We start from the raw sequence: 22,191 nt of genomic DNA on the forward strand, positions 1-22,191 counted from the left end.
CTTCCGGGTCAGTTCAGTTTCAGTCCGCGCGCCTGCTGCTGTGCCATATCCTGCAGTATCCGGTGGAAGCTTTTCAGCCGTTCCAGCGACAGCTCACCGTTTTCCGCTGCCGCGTCCAGGGCGCAGCCCGGATCCCCCATATGACGGCAGTTCCGGAACTTGCACAGACCGATCAGCGGTCGGATTTCCCGGAACCCGTACTCCACCTCCTGGGGTGTCATATGCCAGAGTCCGAATTCCCGGATGCCCGGTGAGTCGATCAGGTTGCCACCGCCGGGCACATGGAACAGACGGGCGGTGGTGGTTGTGTGAACCCCTTTGCCGGTGCTTTCGGACACCGCGCCTACCCGCAGGTATTCGTCCGGCAACAGCGTCTGGATAATGGAGGATTTACCGACACCGGACTGCCCGACGAACACGCTGGTCTGGTCCCTGACCAGCTCTTCCACCTCCGGCGCGGGCCGGCCCTGACTGTCGGCGGCGGAGGTTCTGACCACCTGATAGCCCAGGCGTTCATAACGGTTCAGCAGCGCGTCAATGGCGGTGCGGTTGTTGTCGGTGACCAGGTCGCTTTTGTTAAGCAGTATCACCGCGGGAATGTCGGCACTTTCGGAGGCCACAAGATAGCGGTCAATCAGGTTGTCGTGGGGTTCCGGCTCCGGGGCGATGACCAGGATGATATGGTCAATGTTGGCGGCAACAGGCTTCAGCGCGCCGAAATTGTCCGGGCGTTCCAGCAGATTGTTGCGGTCACAGCGGGCGACAATAACGCCGGTCTCGCTTTTGCCCGGGCGCCAGACGACCCGGTCCCCGGTTACCAGGCTGTCGATGTTGGCGCGCACGAAACATCGGAACACCTGGCCCCGGTGCTCGCCCTCCAGGGCTTCGACATCCAGTTGCTGGCCGAAGTGGGCAATGATGAGGCCATTCTGCTCCGCGCCGAGTTCGCCGGCCTCGGCCTGGTCCTGAACGTTCTTTTCCTTGCGGGCAGCCCGATTGGCCCGCTCTTTCTGGATTTTTTCAATGCGCCATTGCTGGCGTTTGTTCAGTTTCCGTTTGGCCATGAAAAAACACGCATCCGGGAAGTGGGTGTGACACATGATACGTGAATCAGGGACAATGGTCAGAGCTTTAAGCAGAGGCTCCCTAACCAATTTAAAACGACAGGGCTGAGAGGCTTGGACAATGGCAGAGCAAGACACAAAGCTGGTCTGGATAGATCTTGAAATGACCGGCCTGGATCCGGACAAAGAGCGGATCATCGAAATGGCCAGTATCGTGACGGACTCGGAGCTTAACATCGTCGCCGAGGGCCCGGTGATTGCCGTTCATCAGCCGGACAGTCTGCTGGATGCCATGGATGAATGGTGTACCACCACTCACGGTGCCAGCGGGCTGACGGACCGGGTGAAAAAGAGCACCACCACCGAGGCCGAGGCCGAGCAGGAGACGATTGAATTCCTGAAAAAGCACGTCGCACCGGGGCAATCCCCCCTGTGCGGCAACAGCATCGGCCAGGATCGCCGCTTTCTGGTGAAGTACATGCCTGAGCTGGAAGCCTTCTTCCATTACCGGAATCTGGACGTATCCACCATCAAGGAACTGGCCCGGCGCTGGCGCCCGGATGTACTGGATGGGGTCACCAAGAAGGGCAGCCACCTGGCGCTGGATGACATCCGGGACTCCATCAATGAGCTGCGTCACTACCGGGAAACGTTTTTCCGTCTATAGGCCGTGGCGCTCCAGCGCCCAGGCCACGTGTTCGCGCACCAGGGCCGACGGATGGTCGGCCCGCTGTTTCAGGGCCTCAATGACCGGGATGGTTGAAGGGGCATTGCCCAGGCCCACTGCCAGATTGCGCAGCCAGTTCTCATAGCCGGTCCGCCGTATCGCCGACCCTTCGGTGCGTTTCAGGAACTGCTCCTCGCTCCACAGAAAAAGTTCTGCCAGTTGGCTGTTATCCAGCCCGTGCCGGGGCTGGAAATCCGGTTCCGCCGTTGGTTTGCTGAACTTGTTCCAGGGGCAGACCAGTTGGCAGTCGTCGCAGCCGAACACCCGGTTGCCCATTTTCGGGCGCAGTTCCTCCGGGATCGAGCCCTTCAGTTCAATGGTGAGGTAGCTGATACATCGCCGCGCATCCAGTAAGTGGGCGCCGACAAAGGCATCGGTCGGGCAGACCTCAAGGCAGGCGGAACAGGAGCCGCAATGCTCGGTCTCGAACGGTTCGTCCAGCGGCAGAGGGGCGTTGGTGTAGATCTCGCCCAGGAAGAAAAAAGAACCGGCCCTTGGGTGAATCAGCATGTTGTTCTTGCCAATCCAGCCAAGGCCTGCCCGCTGGGCCAGTCCGCGTTCCAGAACCGGGGCACTGTCAACGAAGGCGCGGTAATCGCATCCTTCCACAGCGGCATCGATCTTTTTGGCCAGTGTCGCCAGGCGCTTGCGCATCAGCTTGTGATAGTCGCGGCCCAGGGCATAACGGGTGATATAGGCGGTTTCCCGGTCAGTAAGTACTTGTTTCGGGTTGTCGGGCGCCGGAAAATACTCCATCCGCACCGAGATTACCCGAGTGGTGCCCGGCACCAGCGAGTCCGGCGTGTAGCGTTTGTCGCCGTGATCCGCCATATAGGCCATCTGGCCGTGGTATCCCGCAGATAACCACGCCTGCAGGCGCTGGGCATGAGGGCCGGTGCTGGCATTGGTGATGCCGACATCGGCAAACCCCAACTGGCGTGCCCAGTCGCGGATCTGGCTGACAAGGCGGGGCAGGTCCGCTGCCCGCTTGGTGTTGTTTTCTGACGGGTTGTTCATGGGGAATCGTTGCAAAAGGGTGGAGCAAAGGATTTAATTGCTCAAGTTATGACCTTTTTGACTGTTTTGCTATGCTTAACAGGTATCTGGCCATAATTCTTAAACCGGATTCTTTATCGGGAGCTTCCGCCCATGGCGGCCACGAAGGCAAACAGTCTACCAGACGCCCTGTATTCCGCCGATACGGTGAGGGCGATGGACCGTTACCTCATCGACCAGAAGGGGGTGGACGGCTTTGTCCTGATGCAGTCCGCAGCACGCTCGGCTTTCCGGCACATGCTCAAGCGCTGGCCCAGCCCGGGTGCTGTGCTGGTGCTCTGCGGTGCCGGCAATAATGGCGGCGATGGTTATCTGGTTGCGGCGAGTGCCAAACGCCATGGCCTGCCCGTCAGCTGTGTCGCAATTGCACCGGTGAACAAGCTTTCCGGTGATGCCCTGCGGGCCATGGAAACCGCCCGTTCCGAAGGCGTGCCGATTGTCGAATTGGGTGAGCTGGGTGACGACGGACTGCCGGACAGGCTGGCAGAGGCGGAACTGGTGGTGGATGCCATGCTGGGCACCGGTGTGACCGGCGCCCCGCGGGCGCCGTTTGATCAGGTCATCCAGGCGGTTAACCAGTCGCAGCGGCCGGTCCTGGCGGTGGATGTGCCGTCCGGTCTGGATGCAACCTCCGGCTCGGCCGGGGGCGACGTGGTTCGCGCCGATCTGACGGTGACGTTTATCGGCGCCAAGGCTGGATTGTACACGGGCGCAGGGGCCGGTGCCTGCGGCCAGGTGGTGTTTGATGCTCTGGCGACGCAAGAACAACTGGCCGATTTTGAGGCCGAGCCGGTGGCCCGTCTGACGGATTGGTCCGGCTGCCGGTCAAAAGTGCCCCGGCGGCCGCTGGATGCTCACAAAGGCCGGTTTGGTCATGTGCTGGTGGTCGCCGGGGATCGGGGGTTTGGCGGTGCCGGGCTGATGACGGCCGAGGCCGCCGGGCGCTCGGGTGCCGGGCTGGTGTCTCTGGCAACCCGGGCTGAACATGTGACGGCAGCGCTGGCCCGTTGCCCCTCGGTAATGGTGAGGGGCGTTGAACATGGTAACGAGCTGTCGCCGCTGCTTGATCGGGCGGATGTGGTGCTCTGTGGCCCCGGTCTGGGGCAGGGCGCCTGGGGGCAGCAGATGCTTCAGGCGGTCATGGCCAGCGGCAAGCCGCTGGTGCTGGACGCCGATGCCCTGAACCTCATTGCCGGTGGTGTGGCCCTGTCTGCTGCGCCAGCGGTCACTACGCCCCATCCGGGTGAGGCCGCCCGGCTGCTGGGATGGGCTGTCCGTGACATTGAAAACGACCGGCTGGCCGCCGCGCGCCAGTTACAGCATCGGTACGGCGGTACGGTACTGCTTAAAGGCGCCGGCACGGTGGTGTATGACGGCCGGACCGCCCCGGTCATCATTGCCGGTGGCAACCCCGGAATGGCGACTGGCGGCATGGGCGACGTGTTGACCGGAGTGATAGGTGGGCTACTGGGGCAGGTGTCGGAGCCGGCGCTGGCAACCGTGATTGCGGCCTCTGCGCATCTGGCTGCTGCCGATCGCCAGGTTGCCCGCTTTGGCTATATGGGGCTGCTGCCCGCAGATGTCATTGATGGCCTGCCTGAGATCTTCAGAGAAGCAGAACTGGTACAAATCGGAACCGACCGGGAGGATGTATGACAGTATTTGGCAACGAGCGCCGGTTGTTCCTCGAAACCGAAGCCGAAACCGAGCACCTTGGTGGCGAACTGGCGCGTCTGGCAAAAGCTCATGGTGAGCATTTTACCGTGTTTCTGGACGGTGAACTGGGCATGGGCAAAACCACGATGAGCCGGGGCGTCATGCGGGCGTTGGGCCATGAAGGTGCGGTGAAGAGCCCGACCTACACACTGGTGGAGCCCTACGAGGACCTGGAGCCTCCGGTCTACCATTTTGATCTGTACCGGCTGGGTGATCCGGAAGAGCTGGAACACATGGGAATCCGGGATTATTTCTCCGGCAACAGCCTGTGCCTGATTGAGTGGCCGGAGAGAGGCGAGGGCATTCTGCCGGAACCGGACATTGATGTGCATATTGAGCAGGAGAAGGACGGTCGCTCGGTGGTCATTCGTGCCCGCTCCGAGCTGGGCGCCTCCCTGATGAATGAAATCGAGCTGATAGGGCCTGAGTCATGAGATTCCTGGCATTACTTCTGGCGACGCTGATGGCCGGAGCCGCCGTGGCGGATAACCGGATTGAGGGTGTACGTATCTGGCCGGCGCCGGACCATACCCGTCTTGTTCTGGATACCGCCGGAGGGGTGAAGCACAACATCTTTTCCCTTTCTTCCCCGTCCCGTCTGGTGATTGATCTGGAAGACACCCGTCTGAAGGCGGATTTTGATGAGGTGGCGCTGGAAGGCAGCCCGATCAGGCGCATCCGCAGTGCTCCCCGCAACGGCAATGATCTTCGGGTGGTGCTGGATCTTAAAAGCGACATCAAACCCCGGAGCTTTACGCTCAAACCCAACAAGCAGTACGGCCACCGGCTGGTGGTTGACCTGATCGACGAGGGAGGCACCCGCATAGACCGGGCCAGCAGCCCCACTGTCACCCAGAATTCCGCGGGCAAGCGTGACATTGTGGTGGTGATCGATGCCGGTCACGGCGGTGAGGACCCGGGCGCGATCGGCCCCAGGGGAACCCGGGAAAAAGACATTGTCCTGAAGATGGCAAAAACCCTGGCGGACCTGGTCAATCAGCAGGAAGGCTACACAGCCAAGCTGACCCGTACCGGGGACTACTACATTGGCCTGCGTAACCGGACGGTTCTGGCGCGCAAGTACAATGCGGATCTGTTCGTGTCTGTCCATGCCGATGCGTTCCGCACTTCACAACCGAAAGGGGCGTCAGTATTTGCCCTGTCCCAGCGCGGCGCGACCAGTGAAACCGCCCGCTGGCTGGCTCAGAGCGAGAACCGGTCGGATCTGATCGGTGGTGCTGGTGGTCTGTCCCTGGACGGCCGGGATGACACTCTGGCCGGCGTGCTGCTGGATCTGTCGATGACAGCAAGTATCAATGCCAGTCTCGGGGTTGGCGGTTCCATTCTGGGCGAGCTGGGGCAGGTCGCGGATCTGCACAAACCGGGAGTGGAGCAGGCGGCGTTTGTGGTCCTCAAATCGCCGGACATTCCTTCGATTCTGGTGGAGGCTGGCTTTATCTCCAACCCGACCGAGGAGAAGAATCTGTCAACGGACTGGTACCGCAAACGGCTGTCCAGCGCCATCATGGAAGGCATCAACGATTATTTCCGGAAAACACCGCCTCCGGGTACCCTGCTGGCCTGGCAGAAACAGAACAGGTCCGGCGGACAGGCCAGCCATTATCGGGTTCAGCGGGGGGATACGTTGTCCGCAGTGGCCCGTGAGAACCAGACCACCGTTAACGAGCTGATGCAGTTTAACGGCATGACCGACGATCGTGTTATGGTAGGGCAAACGATTCGCATCCCCTCATCCTGACCAGGAGGTAGTGCCCGGCCATGCCCCACATCAAGTTGCTCTCACCCCGGCTTGCCAACCAGATCGCAGCCGGTGAAGTGGTGGAGCGGCCAGCGTCCGTGGTCAAGGAACTGGTGGAAAATGCCCTGGATGCCGGGGCCGGTCGGGTGGATGTCGAGGTGGAGCAGGGCGGCGCCAAGCTGATCCGCGTCCGTGACGATGGCTCCGGTATTCCCGAGAGCGATCTCCCTCTTGCCCTGAACCGTCACGCCACCAGCAAGATCCTTACCCTCGATGACCTCGAAGCCGTCGGTACCCTCGGGTTCCGTGGCGAGGCGCTGGCCAGTATCAGTTCCGTTGCCCGGCTGGCGTTGACCTCCCGTACCGTGGACCAGGAAGCGGCAGCCCGTGTCGAGGCCGAAGGCCGTGACATGGACGCCCGTATTTCCCCGGCGGCGCACCCCGTCGGCACGACTGTTGAAGTGCGTGACCTGTTTTTCAATACACCCGCCCGGCGCAAATTCCTGCGTACCGAGAAAACCGAATTCAATCATGTGGAGGAGTGCGTGCGTCGCCAGGCGCTCGGGCGCTTCGATACCGGTTTTACCCTTCGCCACAACCAGAAAACCGTACAAAGCCTGAGGCCGGCCGAGTCGGACCTGGACCGGGAACGGCGTGTCGGTTCGCTTTGTGGTCGCCAGTTCATCGACAACGCGGTGATGATCGATACCGAGGCTACGGGGCTGCGGCTCTGGGGCTGGGTGGCGTTGCCCACGTTTTCGCGCAGTCAGGCGGATCTTCAGTATTTCTTCGTCAATGGCCGGGTGATCCGGGACCGGCTGGTGGCCCATGCGGTACGTCAGGCCTACCGTGACGTGCTGTACAACAATCGCCATCCGGCCTTTGTGCTTTATCTGGAAGTGGACCCGGCCACCGTGGATGTCAACGTGCACCCCACCAAGCATGAAGTCCGTTTCCGCGATGGTCGGCTGGTTCATGACTTTATCTTCCGCACACTGCACCGGGCGCTGGCGGATGTGCGGCCGGATGACCAGTTCCGGGGCGCCGTGGCTCAGTCTCTGGGCCGTGAGGCGGATTCGGTTGCGCAGCAGCCGAATCCGCCTGCATCGGATGCCCAGGCGCCTTTCGGTTCGCCGGCCCAGACCTCGGCGCCCCTCGCCGGAGGCGGTTATCCGTCGCCGGGCGGCGCGCCCCAGCCCCAGGAATGGCGGGCCAGTGACCAGATGGCGTTTTACCAGTCGCTGAACGAAGGCGGCGGCGTGTCCTCCTCGACCCCGGGGCCGGGCAGCGCACTCCGGCCAGCCTTGACCACGCCTCCCGGAGAGGAAGGGGATGAGCCGCCGCTGGGTTACGCCATTGCGCAGTTGCATGGCATCTACATACTGGCGCAAAGCCGGGCCGGTCTGATTGTGGTTGACATGCATGCCGCCCACGAGCGCATTACCTACGAACGCATGAAGCGGGCCCTGGATGATCAGGACCTGAAAAGCCAGCCGCTGCTGGTGCCCGCCTCCCTGGCCGTAAGCCAGAAGGAAGCGGCCCTGGTGGAAAGTCACGGTGCGGAGCTGGGGCAGTTGGGATTGCACCTGGAGCGCATCGGACCCGAAACCCTGGCGGTGCGGCAGGTGCCCGCGTTGTTGCGGGGAGCGGATACGGAACAGTTGGTGCGCGATGTGCTGGCGGACCTGATTGAGCATGGCCAGAGTGATCGGGTTGAGGCAACCACCCACGAACTGCTCGGCACCATGGCTTGTCATGGCTCGGTGCGGGCCAACCGTCAGTTGACCATCCCGGAGATGAATTCCCTGTTGCGGGATATGGAGGCGACCGAGCGCAGTGGTCAGTGTAACCACGGCCGGCCGACCTGGACACTGGTGACTCTGTCCGAGCTCGACAAACTGTTTCTGCGGGGGCGTTAAGGGCCATGTCACAGCCCGGTGCCTCCGAAACAGCACCAGCCATCTTTCTGATGGGCCCGACCGCCTCCGGCAAGACCGACCTGGCCATGGCGCTGTGTGAGCGTCTGCCCTGTGAGATTATCAGCGTGGATTCGGCGATGATCTATCGGGGCATGGACATTGGCACCGCCAAACCCTCGGAGGAGGAGTTGGTGCGGGCGCCGCACCGACTGATTGATATCTGTGATCCGGCGGACACCTATTCTGCGGCGGACTTCCGTCGGGACGCGCTCCGGGAAATGGCGGAGATTAGCCGTAGGGGGCACATTCCACTGCTGGTCGGCGGCACCATGATGTATTTCAAGGCCCTGCTGCATGGTATGTCCGGCCTGCCTTCGGCGAGCCCGGAACTGCGGGCCCGGATTGAGCAGCAGGCGGCTGCAGAGGGCTGGGAGGCATTGCACCGGGAATTGTCAGAGCGTGACCCTGAGGCTGCCCGGCGGATCCATCCAAATAACCGGCAGCGGCTGATGCGGGCCATTGAGGTGATCCGCCTGACCGGCAAGCCCATATCCGAACTCTGGAAGGCATCGTCAGACGACGCAGAGCGTAGCCAAACCAGCATTGAGGATTACACGTACACCACAAGCTGGCAGGCAGACGAAAGAGGTGAGCTGCCTTATACTGTTTGTCAGTTTGCCCTGGCGCCCTCAGATCGTTCTGTTCTGCATGAACGTATCCGGAAACGGTTTATGGCCATGCTCGACGCCGGATTTCTAGATGAGGTCCGGCAACTGATGGCGAGGGGGGATCTGCAGCCTGATATGCCGTCGATGCGTTGCGTCGGTTACCGTCAGGCCTGGGAGTACCTGTCCGGTGAAACGGATTATGAAACCTTTGTGGCCCGGGGCGTTGCTGCTACCCGCCAGTTGGCGAAACGGCAGTTGACCTGGCTGCGAAAGTGGCCGGATGTCCACTGGCTGGATAACCCCGAGCCCCACCTGGTGCTGGAAACCTTGAAAAACATCGGGGTACACACCACATTTAAATCTGGATAATGACGATCTGCATTTATAAATAACAGGAGAAAACACATGTCAAAAGGGCAATCTTTACAAGACCCTTACCTTAACGCCTTGCGCAGGGAACGCATTCCGGTTTCCATTTTTCTGGTCAACGGCATCAAGCTTCAGGGCCAGATAGAATCGTTTGATCAGTTTGTCATCCTGCTGAAGAACACCGTCAGCCAGATGGTATACAAGCACGCAATTTCTACCGTGGTTCCGGCTCGCAATGTTCGTCTGCCGCAGCAGAACCCGGCAGAGGAAGGCGAATCTGAAAGCTGATTTGCCGGTTAGTCTGTTTTTCGCACCCGCGTTCCAGGGCAGCCTCCGGGCTGGTTTGGTCGCGGGTGTTTGTTTTTTCGGGGAGTTGATGTCCGTTGTTTGAGCGTCCTGATGTCGGTGAGCGGGCGGTGCTCGTTCACATTGATTTCACCCACCATGAAGATTCTGAGGATCTCGGCGAGTTCCGGGAACTGGTAACGTCTGCCAGCGTTGAGCCAGTGGCAACAGTGACGGGGTCCCGTCGTCAGCCGAGCCCCCGCCTGTTTGTCGGCGAGGGCAAACTTGAGGAAATCCGTGATGCCGTGGCCGCCAACGAAGCAGACGTGGTGCTGTTCAATCATGCGTTGAGCCCGAGTCAGGAACGGAACATTGAGCGCGAACTGAAGTGCCGGGTTCTGGACCGCACCGGGGTCATCCTCGACATATTCGCCCAGAGGGCGCGGACCCACGAGGGCAAGTTGCAGGTTGAGCTGGCCCAACTGGAGCACATGTCCACGCGGCTGGTCCGGGGCTGGACCCACCTGGAAAGACAGAAAGGCGGTATCGGCCTGCGAGGTCCCGGTGAAACCCAGCTTGAAACCGACCGGCGGCTGCTGCGTGAGCGCATCAAGTCCATCAACAAACGGCTCGAGAAAGTGCGTAAGCAGCGTGATCAGGGCCGTCGGGCCCGCAACCGCGCCGATATACCGACGCTGTCCCTGGTGGGCTACACCAACGCCGGCAAATCAACGCTGTTCAACCGGATTACCACCTCCACGGTGTATGCGGCAGACCAGTTGTTTGCGACCCTGGATCCGACGCTTCGGCGGCTGGAACTTCCGGATATCGGGCCGGTCGTAATGGCGGACACCGTCGGGTTTATCCGCCATTTGCCCCACAAGCTGGTGGAAGCGTTCCGTGCAACGCTTGAGGAAACCACTCAGGCAAGCCTGTTGCTGCATGTCATCGACTGCCATGACAGCCGCCGGGATGAAAACATTGAACAGGTGGAAGAGGTGCTGGCGGAAATTGCCGCGGACGAGATTCCGGTGCTGCAGGTGTTCAACAAGATAGACATGCTCGAGGATTTCGAGCCCCGGGTTGATCGCAATGAGCAGGGTATTCCTGTGCGGGTCTGGGTGTCGGCCGTGACCGGGGCTGGTCTGGAGTTGCTGTTTGATGCCATTGTTGAGCGTCTGGCGGAAGATGTGGTGCATCACTATGTGCTGCTTGGCCCGACCGACGGCAAACTCAGAGCGCTGCTGCACGAAGCCGGCTCGGTACTCAGTGAGGAGCATCGTGAAACCGGTGACTCGGTGGTGGAGGTGCGCCTGCAGAACCGGGACTGGCAGCAATTGCTCAGCCGGGCCGGTGTCACAGAAGACAGCGTGAGGCTTGACAGCCGCTGACCGGCAGAGCCGACTATTGCCGGGGCGCGTATAAATCCCTAGTATTTGCAGCCATTCGATTAAACACGAACGGAGAGAACTATGGCCTGGAACGAACCGGGTGGAAACCGTAACGACAACGATCCCTGGGGGTCCGGTGGTGGTCGTCGCGGCGATGATCAGGGCCCGCCAGACCTGGATGAGGCGCTGAAGAAGGGTCTCGATAAACTCAATCGCATGCTTGGCGGCAAGGGCGGTGGCTCTGGTCGCGGCAGTGGTGGCTCCGGTGGTAAAGGTGGTGCCGGCTATGGCGCCATTCTGGCGATTGCCGCCATTCTTGCCGTTGGTTATGTGGTGTTCCAGTCCTTCTATACGGTGGACGAGCAGGAACGGGCCGTGGTGCTGCGTTTCGGTGAGTTCAACCGCACCGAAAGCCCGGGTCTGCGTTTCAAAGTGCCGCTGATCGACAAGGTCTACAAGGTCCGGGTCACCAACATCCGCACAGCCGAGTCCAGTGGCCAGATGCTGACCCAGGACGAAAACCTGGTGACCATCGACCTTCAGGTCCAGTACCGGGTGTCTGACGCCCGTCATTACGTCCTGAACGTCCGGGATTCCAACCAGGCTCTGGCGTTTGCTACCGACAGCGCCTTGCGCCACGAAGTGGGCAGCTCTTCTCTGGACGACGTCCTGACCGAGGGGCGTGCCGAACTGGCGATCCGGGTGGAACAGCGACTGCAGCGTTTCCTGAGGGATTATGGTGCCGGTCTTGAAGTTGTCCGGGTGAACGTTGAGAGCACCCAGCCGCCGGAGCCGGTACAGGACGCCTTCCGGGAAGTTCAGCGTGCCCGTGAAGACGAGCAGCGCGTGAAGGAGGAGGCGGAAACCTACCGTAACAAGGTGGTTCCCGAGGCCCGTGGTAAGGCACAGCGCATGATCGAAGAGGCCAACGCCTACAAAGAGGAAGTGATCGATCGCGCCCGTGGTGAAACCGCTCGCTTCCAGCAGTTGCTGGCGGTTTATGAAGGTGCCCCGGTGGTTACCCGTGAGCGCATGTACCTGCAATCCCTGGAACGTGTCCTGGCTAACAGCAGCAAGATCTTTGTGGATACCGAGAGCAGCGGCAACATGATGTACCTGCCGCTGGATCGTCTGACACAGGGACGGTTGCCGTCCTCCGGTCAGCGCTCCTCATCCGGGAGCAGCGGCAGTGATCAGCCGCAGGTTGATATTCAGAACCTGACCGATCAGGTGCTGCAGGAACTGCAGTCCCGTCAGGATACGACTATTCGGAGGAGCAGATAAGCCATGGGACCTAAAGGTGTAGTGGGCCTTGCAGGCGCCCTGATTGTTGTCCTGCTCGTATTGTCCAGTGTGTTCATTATTCCGGAGACCCACAGAGGTGTCATGCTGCGCTTCGGGGAGTTGGTCGAAACCGACATCCCGGCCGGTCTGCACTTCAAGGTGCCGGTCATTGACGAGGTCCGCGAATTCGACGTGCGGGTTCTGACCATGGATCTGCCGTCCCGTCAGTACCTGACCGTCGAGAAAAAACCGCTGGATGTGGATTCCTACGTGGCCTGGAAGATCCGTGACGTGGACCAGTTCTATCGGTCCACCGGTGGTGACGAATTCCGCGCCCAGACCCTGATTCTGTCCCGTGTGGATAACGGTCTTCGGGACGAATTCGGTATCCGGACCATGCACGAGGTGGTGTCAGGTCAGCGCGATGAGCTGATGCACACCCTTCGGGACCGGGTCAACGAAACGGCCATAGCCGAGTTTGGTATTGAGGTTATGGACATCCGGGTCAAGGCGATTGAGCTGCCGGGACAAGTCAGTGAGAACGTCTATCGCCGCATGGCGACCGAACGTCACAAGCTGGCCCAGGAATTCCGTTCCCGTGGCCGGGAGCTGGCCGAAGGCATCCGCGCTGACGCCGATCGCCAGAAGACGGTTATCCTGGCCAACGCGTTTGCCGAAGCCGAGCAGACCCGTGGTGAAGGTGATGGTGAAGCCGCCCGCATCTACGCAGATGCCTACGGTGCCAATGAGGAGTTCTACAGCTTCTACCGTAGCCTGCAGGCGTATGAAAATACCTTCTCCAGCAAGGACGACATCATGGTCATTGATTCCGACAGTGACTTCATGAAGTTCCTGAAGGATCCGGCCGGGGCCAACTGATCCCGGTCAGGGGCCAAGTAAAAACCGGAATACTCCCGTATTCCGGTTTTTTTGTGTCTGCCAAGCGTGTAGAATTTTCGCGGTTTTGTTTCGGGTTTTCCTGATCCGGAGCGGCGAAATCCAGAGTCATTTTCCCGGGCGGCCCCCGAAGCCAGCCGGGAACAACGGACAACAGAATCTCATGACAGTATCTGATCGCTGGTTACTGCCCGATGGCGTCGAGGATATCCTTCCGCCACTGGCCGGGCAGATCGAGTCCCTGCGCCGGGACGTAATGGATACCTGCCAGCGCTGGGGGTATCGGCTTGTTATCCCCCCGCTGATTGAATACCTCGAATCCCTGTTTACCGGTACCGGCCATGATCTGGAACTGCAGACGTTCAAGCTGACGGATCAGTTGACCGGCCGGATGATGGGGGTGCGTGCCGACATGACGCCCCAGGCCGCCCGCATTGATGCCCACACCCTGGGCGACGAGGGCATTACCCGCCTGTGTTACGCCGGCCATGTTCTGCATACCCGTCCCCGGCATATGCTCACCGGCCGGACGCCGATCCAGGCCGGCTGTGAGCTGTTTGGCAGTGCCTCGGAAACAGCCGATCTGGAAGTGATCAGCCTGATGCTGGAAACCCTGCGGGTGGCGGGTCTGCCCCGGGTGCACCTGGATCTGGCTCACGTGTCGATCTATGAAAGCCTGATCACGGATGCCGGCTTTGATCGTGACACCGAAGAGGCGGTTTTTGACGCCATGGCCCGAAAATCCGTGCCGGAACTGGACCAGTTGCTGGGTGACTGTCCGGCCGGGTCTGCCGGAGCCCGCCTGCGGGAGCTGGCCCGGGTCAGCGGTGGGGTCGATGCTCTGGCAGACGCCCGACAGATTCTGGGTGGCGCCTCACCGGCGCTGGATGCTGCCCTGGCCCAACTGGCCCGGGTAGCCGACCTGCTGGCACGGGACTACCCGGAGGTCAGCCTGGGTTTCGATTTCTGTGAACTGCGGGGCTATAACTACCATACCGGACTGGTGTTTGCCGCCTATGTGCCAGGACATGGCGACTCGGTGGCCACCGGCGGGCGATACGATGCCATCGGCAGCGATTTCGGGCGCGCCCGCTCGGCGACAGGCTTCAGTCTTGATATCCGGGCACTGGTGGCCCTGGGGCAGCGCCCCTATGGCCGTGCCGGGGCGGTCTGGGCACCGGCTGATGAAGATCCGGCCCTGGAAGGGGTGATTTCCGGTCTGCGCATGACGGAAACCGTTATCCGCGCTCTTCCGGAAGATGCGGGGGTTGATCCCGCCAGCCGGGGTTGCGACCGGCAACTGGTCAAGCGTGACGGTCAGTGGGTGGTTGAACCACTGGCGGACAAATCCTGAATCAAATATCCAAGACCCCGAGCGCGTGCGGTCTGTTGTGAGAGAGTATCATGGGTAAAAACGTTGTTGTGCTGGGCACCCAGTGGGGTGATGAAGGCAAGGGCAAGATTGTTGACCTGCTCACTGACAAGGTGGAAGCGGTTGCCAGATTCCAGGGCGGCCATAATGCCGGCCACACACTGGTTATCGAAGGCAAAAAGACCGCTCTGCACCTGATTCCGTCGGGTATTCTCCGTCAGGATGTTTACTGCCTGATCGGCAACGGTGTCGTCCTGTCCCCCGAAGCCCTGCTCAAGGAAGTCCGGGAACTGGAAGCCAATGGCGTGGCCGTCCGTGAGCGGCTGCGTATCAGTCTGGCCTGCCCGATCATTCTCCGCACTCACGTGCGCATTGATCAGGCCCGCGAGCGCCTCAAGGGCAACGACAAGATTGGTACCACCGGCCGTGGTATCGGCCCGGCCTATGAAGACAAGGTGTCTCGCCGGGGTGTCCGCCTGGGTGATCTGTGCAATCCCACGGATTTCGAAACCAAGGCCCGGGAAATCATGGAGTACCATAACTTCGTGCTGACCCAGTATTACAAGGAAGAGGCCGAGGATATCGATGCCGCGCTGGCCGAGCTGCGCCAGATGGCCGAGGAAATCCTGCCCATGGCAGCGGATGTCACTGACATGCTGCACGATTATCGCAAGCGGGGTGAGAACCTCCTGTTTGAGGGCGCCCAGGGTTCCCTGCTGGATATCGATCTGGGTACCTACCCGTACGTGACCTCCTCCAACACCACCGCCGGCGGCACCGCGACCGGTTCAGGTTTTGGCCCGCTGTTCCTGGATTACGTGCTGGGTATCACCAAGGCCTACACCACCCGTGTTGGCTCCGGTCCTTTCCCGACCGAGCTGTTTGATGACATGGGCCGGCATCTGGCGGAGAAAGGCAACGAAAAAGGAACGACCACTGGCCGTGCCCGTCGCTGTGGCTGGTTTGATGCCGTGGCCCTGCGCCATGCCATTCAGATCAACAGTGTCTCGGGTATCTGCCTGACCAAGCTCGACGTGCTCGATGGTCTGGAGACCGTGAAGGTTTGTGTGGGTTACCGCACGCCCAGGGGGGAGATCCAGCGTCCGCCGATCGGCTGTGACAACTACGAGGACATCGAGCCGGTCTATGAGGAACTGCCGGGCTGGAGCGAGAGCACCGTCGGTCTGACCGCGATCGATCAGTTGCCGGAGAACGCCCGGGCCTACATCCGCTTCCTCGAGGAGCAGATCGAGGCGCCGATCGACATCATCTCCACCGGCCCTGACCGGGTGGAAACGATCATCCTGCGGCATCCGTTCGGCGAGTAACTCGCACGGTGCAGGAATAGAAAAAGCCCGGTGGCTCAGGCCCCGGGCTTTTTTGTTATCGGTAACCGTATCAGGGCTTTTCGGCAATCAGGGTCGCCCGTTTGGGCCCCGGATAGCCCTCAATGGTTTTGCCCGGGTCGTCCGGGTCGAGGAAGTCGGCGAGCGAATTAAAACGCATCCAGTCGGTGCGCCGCTGCTCCTCGGTGGTGGTCTCGCTGACGTCCACCACCCGGGCATTGCGGAAGCCGGTGCGGTCGAGCCAACGCAGCAGGGTGGGGCAGCTGGGCAGGAACCAGACATTGCGCATCTGGCCGTAGCGGTCTTCGGGCATCAGGCTGTAACCCTCGGGGCCATCCACAACCAGGGTTTCCAGCACCAGCTCACCACCGCGGCGCAGGGTTCCTTTCAGTTCCAGCAGATGATCCAGTGGCGAGCGGCGGTGATACAGAACGCCCATGGAGAAAGTGGTGTCAAACAGCTCCAGCTTGCCCGGCAGATCCTCCATACGGATGGGGACCAGGTCCACCGGGACGTCACCCAGATAGCGTTTGACGGAGAGGAACTGGAACAGAAACAGCAGCCCCGGGTCGATCCCGACCACCCGCTGCGCGCCGGCTCCGGCCATACGCCAGCAGTGATAGCCGGAACCGCAGCCGACATCCAGAATGGTGCGCCCCTGCAGATCTGCAAGGTGGGGGGCCACCCGGTCCCACTTCCAGTCCGAGCGCCATTCGGTGTCGATGTGGGTACCGAAGAACTCGAACGGGCCCTTGCGCCAGGGCATCAGGCCCCGCAGACCCTGCTCCAGTTGTGCCTGCTGCTCTGCGGTTAGTGGAGAGGGGCTTTCGAGCGCCACCGTGGGCTGATCCAGCCTGCCCGTGGCGCCTGCAATATCAGGTAGCGATTGATAGGCCGTGAGCCACCGGGGAATATCCCCGTGGGGGTTGTCCTCGAACTTGTGTTCAAGCTGGGTGACGAGCTGATGGCTCCAGTCCTGGTAACCGATGGAGTCGAGATGTTGCAGCAGCGGTGAAAAATGGCGGTGCCAGTCAAAAACGCTCATGGTGTCAGAACCCGGTTCATTGGTTGGTGGACGGGCTCTTGATGGCCAGCATGGAGACAAAGTTAAAGCACTGGTACCAGACAACGACCTGGTCGAAGCCGGCAGCCAGCAGTCGCTGGCGATGCTCCAAGAGGGTCTCGGGCAGCAGTACCTTTTCAATGGCCGCGCGCTTCTGGCTGATTTCCAGGTCTGAGTAGCCGTTGGCCCGTTTGAATTCGTGATGCAGGCGGGTCTGGGTTTCCTGTTCCTGTTCGCTCTCGAAGCGGATTTTCTCCGAGAGAATCAGCACGCCCCCCGGCAGGGTGGCGTCCGCGATGCGTCGCATCAGTCCCGGCCGCTGTTCAGGCGGTACAAACTGCAGGGTGAAATTCAGGGTGGTGACCGAGGCGTTGCTCAGCTCCGTCGTCAGGATGTCCTCGCAGCGAAGGGTGACGGGCAGATCGTGATCGTCCAGGGCAATGTAATGGCTGCAGCGCTCGAGCATGGCACTGGAGTTGTCTACGCCCACCAGCACGCAGTCGTCATGATGGATGCCGTGACGCATAGCCAGTGTCGAAGCGCCCAGTGAGCAGCCGAGGTCATAACAGTGGGTCCCGGGCTGAACGTACTGCTCGGTGATCACTTCGATCATCGGGATGATGGTGGTGTAGCCGGGCACGGAACGCCGGATCATGTCCGGGAACACCCGGGCGACCGAGGCGTCGAAGCGGAAATCCTCGGGATTCCGCTCGGTGGCAAACAGCCGGTCTGTGACCTGCTCCGGCGGTGTCTGTTGCTTACTGCTCATCGTCGGTTCCGGCAGGTGGTGCGGCCGGGTCAATGTCAGTGGGCGAGGGCCGTACACAGCGAACGCCCCGATTCTTGTAGTCCACGAGGATGCCACGGAACGACGGGTCCACGTCGGCGGCGATGGCCAGGTAACCATCCACGCAGGCGGCATGCAGTTCCGATGGCTTGCGGGACATACGCAACTCTTCACCAGGCTTGAGGTGAATGGCCTGGAAGTCGCCAACCGGCATGTGGTCCTTGTTGTCCGAGTGGTCGATCCGGCCGGTGCCTTCGAGCGCCCCGACGGTGCCGATGATGGCGATCACCGCAGTGATGATCAGGGCGCGTACCGAGTAACGGGTTTCATTGGAGTTCATGAGGTCCTCGCTTTGGGTAAAGTCAGAATTGGCCCGGCAGGTTGATCGCCGGTTCCTGAAGCATGGCCAGTTGCTCTCTCAGGGACAGTATCTGGTCGGACCAGAACCGGGCCTGGCCAAACCACGGGAAAAATCGGGGAAAGGCCGGGTCCTGCCAGCGCCGGGCCAGCCAGGCGCAGTGAGAGATCTGCCGGTAACAACGCAGGGGTTCGATCAGGTGGCGTTCCCGGCGGTTGAATTCCCGGAACAGCTCATAGCCCTCAAGCAGTTCGCCCAGCTGCGCGCCCCGCTCAGAGGCCTCCCCGTTCAGCAGCAGCCACATGTCCTGAATGGCCGGTCCGCTCCGGCAGTCATCCAGATCGACAAACAGCATCTGTTCCTCGCGGCACAGGATGTTGCCGGCGTGGCAGTCGCCATGGATGCGCAGCGTTTCGACGCTGCCGGCTTCCTCAACCCGGTGGCGGCAGTTGGCGATCAGGTCCGGTAGCAGGCTGTCCCAGGCGGGGCGCAGGTCCTGCGGAATCCAGTCGTTTTCAACCAGAAAACGGCTGTGCTGCTCGATGCCGTTGATCAGGTCAAAGGTCGGCCGGTGCTCAAAGGGCTTCAAGGCACCAACATTATGGATGCGGGCCAGCCATTGCCCCAGGCGGTAGAGGGTGTCGGTCACGCTGGTATCCGGACCCTGGCCACCGCGCTGGACAAAAACCGCGAACAGGAAGTCGCCGTGGCGCCCGAGGGAATGGCCGTTGTTCAGGACCATCGGGGCTATCACCGGAATGTCGGCTTCCTCCAGCTCCCGGGAGAAGTCGTGTTCTTCCAGAATGGCCGCCTCTGACCACCGGCCCGGCCGGTAGAACTTGGCAATCACCGGAGGGCCATCCTCGAGCCCGACCTGATAGACCCGGTTCTCATAGCTGTTCAGGGCAAACAGGCGACCGCTGACAGCAAAACCCGCCTCTTCCATGGCATCAAGGATGATGTCGGGTGTCAGCGCGTCATACGGATGACTGGACGTCTGCGGGTCAGGAGTCTCTGTCGGCATGGTTCTCAACAGCATGATTGATGTAGCGCGAAGTATACCGGTTATAGGGCCACAGGTAATGCAGGCAACCTTTTTCTGCGGTAACTTTTCGATCTGGATCAGGAAGAAAGCGACTATTGTGAGCGAAGAAACCTTCAGCATACAAACGATTGTGATCGGCGCCGGTGTTGTTGGCCTGGCCATCGCCCGCCGGCTGGTGCTCTCCGGGCGGGAGGTTCTGCTGGTGGAGGCGGGGCCGCGCATTGGTGAAGGCATTTCCTCCCGCAACAGCGAGGTGATCCATGCCGGTATCTACTATCCACAGGACAGCCTGAAGGCCCGCCTGTGCGTGCGTGGACGACAGCAGCTCTATGACTTCGCGGCCAGTCACGGAGTCGGGGTATGGAACTGTGGCAAATGGATCGTTGCCTCGACACAGGAGCAGGCCCAGCGCCTGCAGGCGATCCGCAGCGCAGCGCTGGATAATGGTGTCCAGTTGTCGCCGCTCAATGGCCCGGTGGTCGAGCAGCAGGTGCCGGGTGTCCGGGCCTGCGCCGGGTTATGGTCGCCGGATACCGGCATTATCGACAGCCATGGGCTGATGCTGGCGCTGCTCGGCGATTTTCAGGATGCCGGTGGTCTGTTGGCGGTCAATAGTCCGGTCACGTCGGCAGAGACCGGCTCCGATGGTCACACCGTTTGGGTCGGAGGTAAATCTCCGGCCCGGTTGCAGGCGCAGGAAGTGGTGAATGCTGCCGGATTGCAGGCACCGGCCATTGCCCGCCACTGGCAGGGGCTGCCCGATACCGGCAAGCCCCGGCAGTGGCTGGCCCGGGGTGTTTACTTCAGCTACAGCGGCCGGCATCCGTTCAGTTCGCTGGTGTATCCTCTGCCGGAGCCCGGCGGGCTGGGTGTCCACCTGACCCTCGATCTTGCCCGTCAGGCGAGGTTCGGGCCGGATGTGGAATGGATCGACACCGAGGATTATGCCGTTAACCTGCAGCGCCGTGATGCCTTTATCGACAGTATCCGGCAATGGTGGCCCGCCCTGGAGCCGCAGCGGCTGCAACCGGCTTACGCTGGCATTCGCCCCAAGCTGGCCGGCCCGGACGGTGGCTTCATGGACTTCCGGATTGACGACCCGTCGTTTCATGGCCTGGAGGGTCTGGTGAACCTGTTCGGTATTGAGTCCCCAGGGCTGACGTCCTGCCTGGCACTGGCCGATGAAGTGGCTGACAGGCTGGCTTCCTGAGCCCTATCCCGGCGTTCTGGCCAGCGCCCACACCTGAATTTCCTCTGCACCAGCCCTGAGTAGTGTATCGGCGATGGTCCGGACGGTGGCGCCGGTGGTCACCACGTCATCGATGATGGCGACACGGGCCGGGACCTTTCCCTGAACCTGATAACTCCCCCTGAGGTTGGACAGCCGGCCGGTCCGGTCCAGCCCGCGCTGGGGCCGTGCCCGACGGGTACGCCTGAGCAGGGTCGTGGAGAGGGGAGTGGTCAACTCGCTGGAAAGGTATTCGGCGATGTCCTGGGCCTGGTTAAAGCCCCGGCGCCAGCGACGGCTCCAGTGCATGGGTGCCGGCAGGAGCAGGTCCGGGTAGTCGTTGCTGGCCAGTTCCGTTTGCAGGTATGAGGCCAGGCCGGCCAGAAGAGGTCGGGCGTACTGGCGCTGCCCCTGATACTTGTATCGACCGATCATGCCGTCGACCGGAAACTGGTAGCGCCAGGGAATCAGGCTTCGATGGAACGGCGGTGGTTGTTTCTGGCACTCCCCGCAACAGCGAAACTGAGCGGCATAGGGCAGCGGCAACGCGCACTGGTAGCAGTGCCAGAGATTGGCCGGCAGGTCATCGAGGCAGGCCTGGCACAGGCCATGACTGGCGTGCCGGGATAGGCAGTTAACGCAGCGGCCACTGGTGCGGTTGCTGTTAACCTTTAATCTAACCAAGGTTGACAGGGGTGATAGTCCGTTTATCATCGCGGTTTATCCGTAAACCATAATTAAAGCAAGGTTAACAGGACTCCGTCATGACCTCTACCGCGCCACGCCACGACTGGACACTCAAAGAAGCCCGTGATCTTTTCAATCTGCCGTTCAACGATCTCCTGTTCCGGGCCCAGACCGTGCATCGCCAGCATTTCGACCCCAATGAAGTGCAGGTCAGCACCCTGCTGTCCATCAAGACCGGGGCCTGTCCGGAAGATTGCAAGTACTGCCCGCAGAGCGGTCACTACAACACGGATCTCGAGAAGGAAAAACTTCTGGAGATCGAAAAGGTGGTTACTGAGGCCCGTTCCGCCCGCGAACGTGGTGCCTCCCGTTTCTGCATGGGGGCTGCCTGGCGCAGTCCCTCGAAAAAGGACATGCCCTACGTGCTGGACATGATCCGGCAGGTTAAATCCCTGGGCCTGGAAACCTGTATGACCCTGGGCATGCTCAGGGAGGATCAGGCGGTGGAACTGGCCGATGCCGGGCTCGATTATTACAACCACAATCTGGACACCTCCGAGCAGTACTACAACCACATCATCACGACCCGTACCTACCAGGACCGCCTGGATACCCTCGACAATGTCCGTAAGGCGGGGATGAAGGTCTGCTGTGGTGGCATTCTGGGCATGGGCGAAGAGGAGAGCGACCGGATGGGCCTGCTGGTTCAACTGGCCAATCTGCCCCAGCAGCCGGAGAGTGTTCCGATCAACATGCTGGTCAAGGTCAAGGGCACACCCCTGGAAGATGTTGAGGACATGGAGCCGTTCGACTTCGTCCGGATGATCGCCGTGGCGCGGATCATGATGCCCGAATCCCACGTGCGCCTGTCGGCCGGCCGGGAACAGATGAATGAGCAGATGCAGGCGCTGTGTTTCATGGCGGGCGCCAACTCCATTTTCTACGGCGAGAAACTGCTGACCACGTCCAACCCGGAAGCCGACTCCGACATGCAACTGTTCCGCAAGCTGGGCATCCGGCCGGAACAGCGCGAGCAGTGCGCAACGGAAGAGCAGGAAGAGGAAGCGATTGCCGAAGCCGTGGAATACGAGGCCACCCGCCATATGTTCTATGACGCGACCCGGGAGTCAGCCTGATTCCGGGGTTGTGACGTGGGAGGCTGGGGTACAC

At 61.2% G+C, this 22,191-nt stretch carries 21 protein-coding genes; 14 read left to right on the top strand and 7 right to left on the bottom strand.

All coding sequences use genetic code 11. The annotated features are described in order from the left end of the window. Window positions 1-8: 8 nt before the first annotated feature. On the bottom strand, window positions 9-1,064 hold the full coding sequence (gene rsgA / locus HNR38_RS12710; protein ID WP_183704770.1) for a small ribosomal subunit biogenesis GTPase RsgA: 1,056 nt from the start codon (window positions 1,062-1,064) through the stop codon (window positions 9-11). A 121-nt stretch (window positions 1,065-1,185) separates the two neighbouring features. On the opposite strand from rsgA, the gene orn reads away from it, so the two are divergent. Next, window positions 1,186-1,731: an oligoribonuclease gene (orn, locus tag HNR38_RS12715; RefSeq protein ID WP_183704772.1), complete on the top strand. Its 546-nt coding sequence runs from the start codon at window positions 1,186-1,188 to the stop codon at window positions 1,729-1,731. Here the strand turns inward: orn and queG are convergent. Beyond that, window positions 1,726-2,808: a tRNA epoxyqueuosine(34) reductase QueG gene (gene queG / locus HNR38_RS12720; protein WP_183704774.1), complete on the bottom strand. Its 1,083-nt coding sequence runs from the start codon at window positions 2,806-2,808 to the stop codon at window positions 1,726-1,728. The two genes, orn and queG, sit on opposite strands and share 6 nt — an antisense overlap. 132 nt (window positions 2,809-2,940) lie before the next feature. Here queG and HNR38_RS12725 point away from each other — a divergent pair, with 132 nt between their 5' ends. From HNR38_RS12725 to HNR38_RS12775, 11 genes are all read left to right on the top strand, one after another. Next, on the top strand, window positions 2,941-4,503 hold the full coding sequence (locus tag HNR38_RS12725; protein WP_183704776.1) for an NAD(P)H-hydrate dehydratase: 1,563 nt from the start codon (window positions 2,941-2,943) through the stop codon (window positions 4,501-4,503). Continuing rightward, window positions 4,500-4,997, top strand: a complete 498-nt coding sequence (gene tsaE / locus HNR38_RS12730; protein WP_183704784.1) for a tRNA (adenosine(37)-N6)-threonylcarbamoyltransferase complex ATPase subunit type 1 TsaE — start codon at window positions 4,500-4,502, stop codon at window positions 4,995-4,997. Before HNR38_RS12725 ends, tsaE begins: the two co-directional genes overlap by 4 nt. Next, entirely contained in the window at window positions 4,994-6,322 is a 1,329-nt protein-coding gene (locus tag HNR38_RS12735; protein WP_183704786.1) for an N-acetylmuramoyl-L-alanine amidase, read from the top strand. The genes tsaE and HNR38_RS12735 overlap by 4 nt, the downstream gene beginning before the upstream one ends. Window positions 6,323-6,342: 20 nt before the next feature. After that, on the top strand, window positions 6,343-8,241 hold the full coding sequence (gene mutL / locus HNR38_RS12740; RefSeq protein WP_183704788.1) for a DNA mismatch repair endonuclease MutL: 1,899 nt from the start codon (window positions 6,343-6,345) through the stop codon (window positions 8,239-8,241). Between the two features lie 5 nt (window positions 8,242-8,246). Next, a complete protein-coding gene (gene miaA / locus HNR38_RS12745) occupies window positions 8,247-9,278 on the top strand; it encodes a tRNA (adenosine(37)-N6)-dimethylallyltransferase MiaA (protein ID WP_183704790.1) in 1,032 nt (343 codons plus the stop codon). A 36-nt stretch (window positions 9,279-9,314) separates the two neighbouring features. Then, entirely contained in the window at window positions 9,315-9,566 is a 252-nt protein-coding gene (gene hfq / locus HNR38_RS12750) for an RNA chaperone Hfq (protein ID WP_183704800.1), read from the top strand. A 95-nt stretch (window positions 9,567-9,661) separates the two neighbouring features. Further along, complete coding sequence (gene hflX / locus HNR38_RS12755) at window positions 9,662-10,954, top strand: ribosome rescue GTPase HflX (protein ID WP_183704809.1); 1,293 nt, start codon at window positions 9,662-9,664, stop codon at window positions 10,952-10,954. Between the two features lie 81 nt (window positions 10,955-11,035). Next, on the top strand, window positions 11,036-12,238 hold the full coding sequence (gene hflK, locus HNR38_RS12760; RefSeq protein WP_183704811.1) for an FtsH protease activity modulator HflK: 1,203 nt from the start codon (window positions 11,036-11,038) through the stop codon (window positions 12,236-12,238). A 3-nt stretch (window positions 12,239-12,241) separates the two neighbouring features. Continuing rightward, the gene (hflC, locus tag HNR38_RS12765) at window positions 12,242-13,117 is read left to right on the top strand and encodes a protease modulator HflC (RefSeq protein WP_183704813.1); all 876 of its coding nucleotides are present in this window, start codon (window positions 12,242-12,244) and stop codon (window positions 13,115-13,117) included. A gap of 181 nt (window positions 13,118-13,298) precedes the next feature. Further along, window positions 13,299-14,489: an ATP phosphoribosyltransferase regulatory subunit gene (locus HNR38_RS12770; protein WP_183704815.1), complete on the top strand. Its 1,191-nt coding sequence runs from the start codon at window positions 13,299-13,301 to the stop codon at window positions 14,487-14,489. Window positions 14,490-14,539: 50 nt separating this feature from the next. Then, a complete protein-coding gene (locus tag HNR38_RS12775) occupies window positions 14,540-15,835 on the top strand; it encodes an adenylosuccinate synthase (RefSeq protein WP_183704817.1) in 1,296 nt (431 codons plus the stop codon). Between the two features lie 70 nt (window positions 15,836-15,905). Here HNR38_RS12775 and cmoB read toward each other — a convergent pair whose 3' ends face one another. The 4 genes from cmoB to HNR38_RS12795 are packed head-to-tail and all read right to left on the bottom strand — an operon-like array spanning window position 15,906 to window position 19,085. Continuing rightward, window positions 15,906-16,898, bottom strand: coding sequence for a tRNA 5-methoxyuridine(34)/uridine 5-oxyacetic acid(34) synthase CmoB (gene cmoB / locus HNR38_RS12780; protein ID WP_183704819.1), 993 nt, complete (start codon window positions 16,896-16,898; stop codon window positions 15,906-15,908). Between the two features lie 16 nt (window positions 16,899-16,914). After that, window positions 16,915-17,685, bottom strand: a complete 771-nt coding sequence (gene cmoA / locus HNR38_RS12785; protein WP_183704821.1) for a carboxy-S-adenosyl-L-methionine synthase CmoA — start codon at window positions 17,683-17,685, stop codon at window positions 16,915-16,917. Then, window positions 17,675-18,043, bottom strand: a complete 369-nt coding sequence (locus tag HNR38_RS12790) for a PA3694 family proteiin (protein ID WP_183704823.1) — start codon at window positions 18,041-18,043, stop codon at window positions 17,675-17,677. The genes cmoA and HNR38_RS12790 overlap by 11 nt, the downstream gene beginning before the upstream one ends. 22 nt (window positions 18,044-18,065) lie before the next feature. After that, the gene (locus HNR38_RS12795; RefSeq protein ID WP_183704832.1) at window positions 18,066-19,085 is read right to left on the bottom strand and encodes a serine/threonine protein kinase; all 1,020 of its coding nucleotides are present in this window, start codon (window positions 19,083-19,085) and stop codon (window positions 18,066-18,068) included. A 118-nt stretch (window positions 19,086-19,203) separates the two neighbouring features. On the opposite strand from HNR38_RS12795, the gene HNR38_RS12800 reads away from it, so the two are divergent. After that, on the top strand, window positions 19,204-20,316 hold the full coding sequence (locus HNR38_RS12800; RefSeq protein WP_343068307.1) for an NAD(P)/FAD-dependent oxidoreductase: 1,113 nt from the start codon (window positions 19,204-19,206) through the stop codon (window positions 20,314-20,316). Window positions 20,317-20,319: 3 nt separating this feature from the next. Here the strand turns inward: HNR38_RS12800 and HNR38_RS12805 are convergent, their stop codons facing one another. Further along, a complete protein-coding gene (locus HNR38_RS12805) occupies window positions 20,320-21,048 on the bottom strand; it encodes a ComF family protein (protein ID WP_183704836.1) in 729 nt (242 codons plus the stop codon). 50 nt (window positions 21,049-21,098) lie between these two features. Between HNR38_RS12805 and bioB the strand changes: the two genes are divergently transcribed. Continuing rightward, complete coding sequence (gene bioB, locus HNR38_RS12810) at window positions 21,099-22,157, top strand: biotin synthase BioB (RefSeq protein ID WP_183704838.1); 1,059 nt, start codon at window positions 21,099-21,101, stop codon at window positions 22,155-22,157. Window positions 22,158-22,191: the final 34 nt, after the last annotated feature.

It is taken from the genome of Marinobacter oulmenensis (genome assembly GCF_014201735.1).
Classification (GTDB): Bacteria; Pseudomonadota; Gammaproteobacteria; order Pseudomonadales; family Oleiphilaceae; genus Marinobacter; species Marinobacter oulmenensis.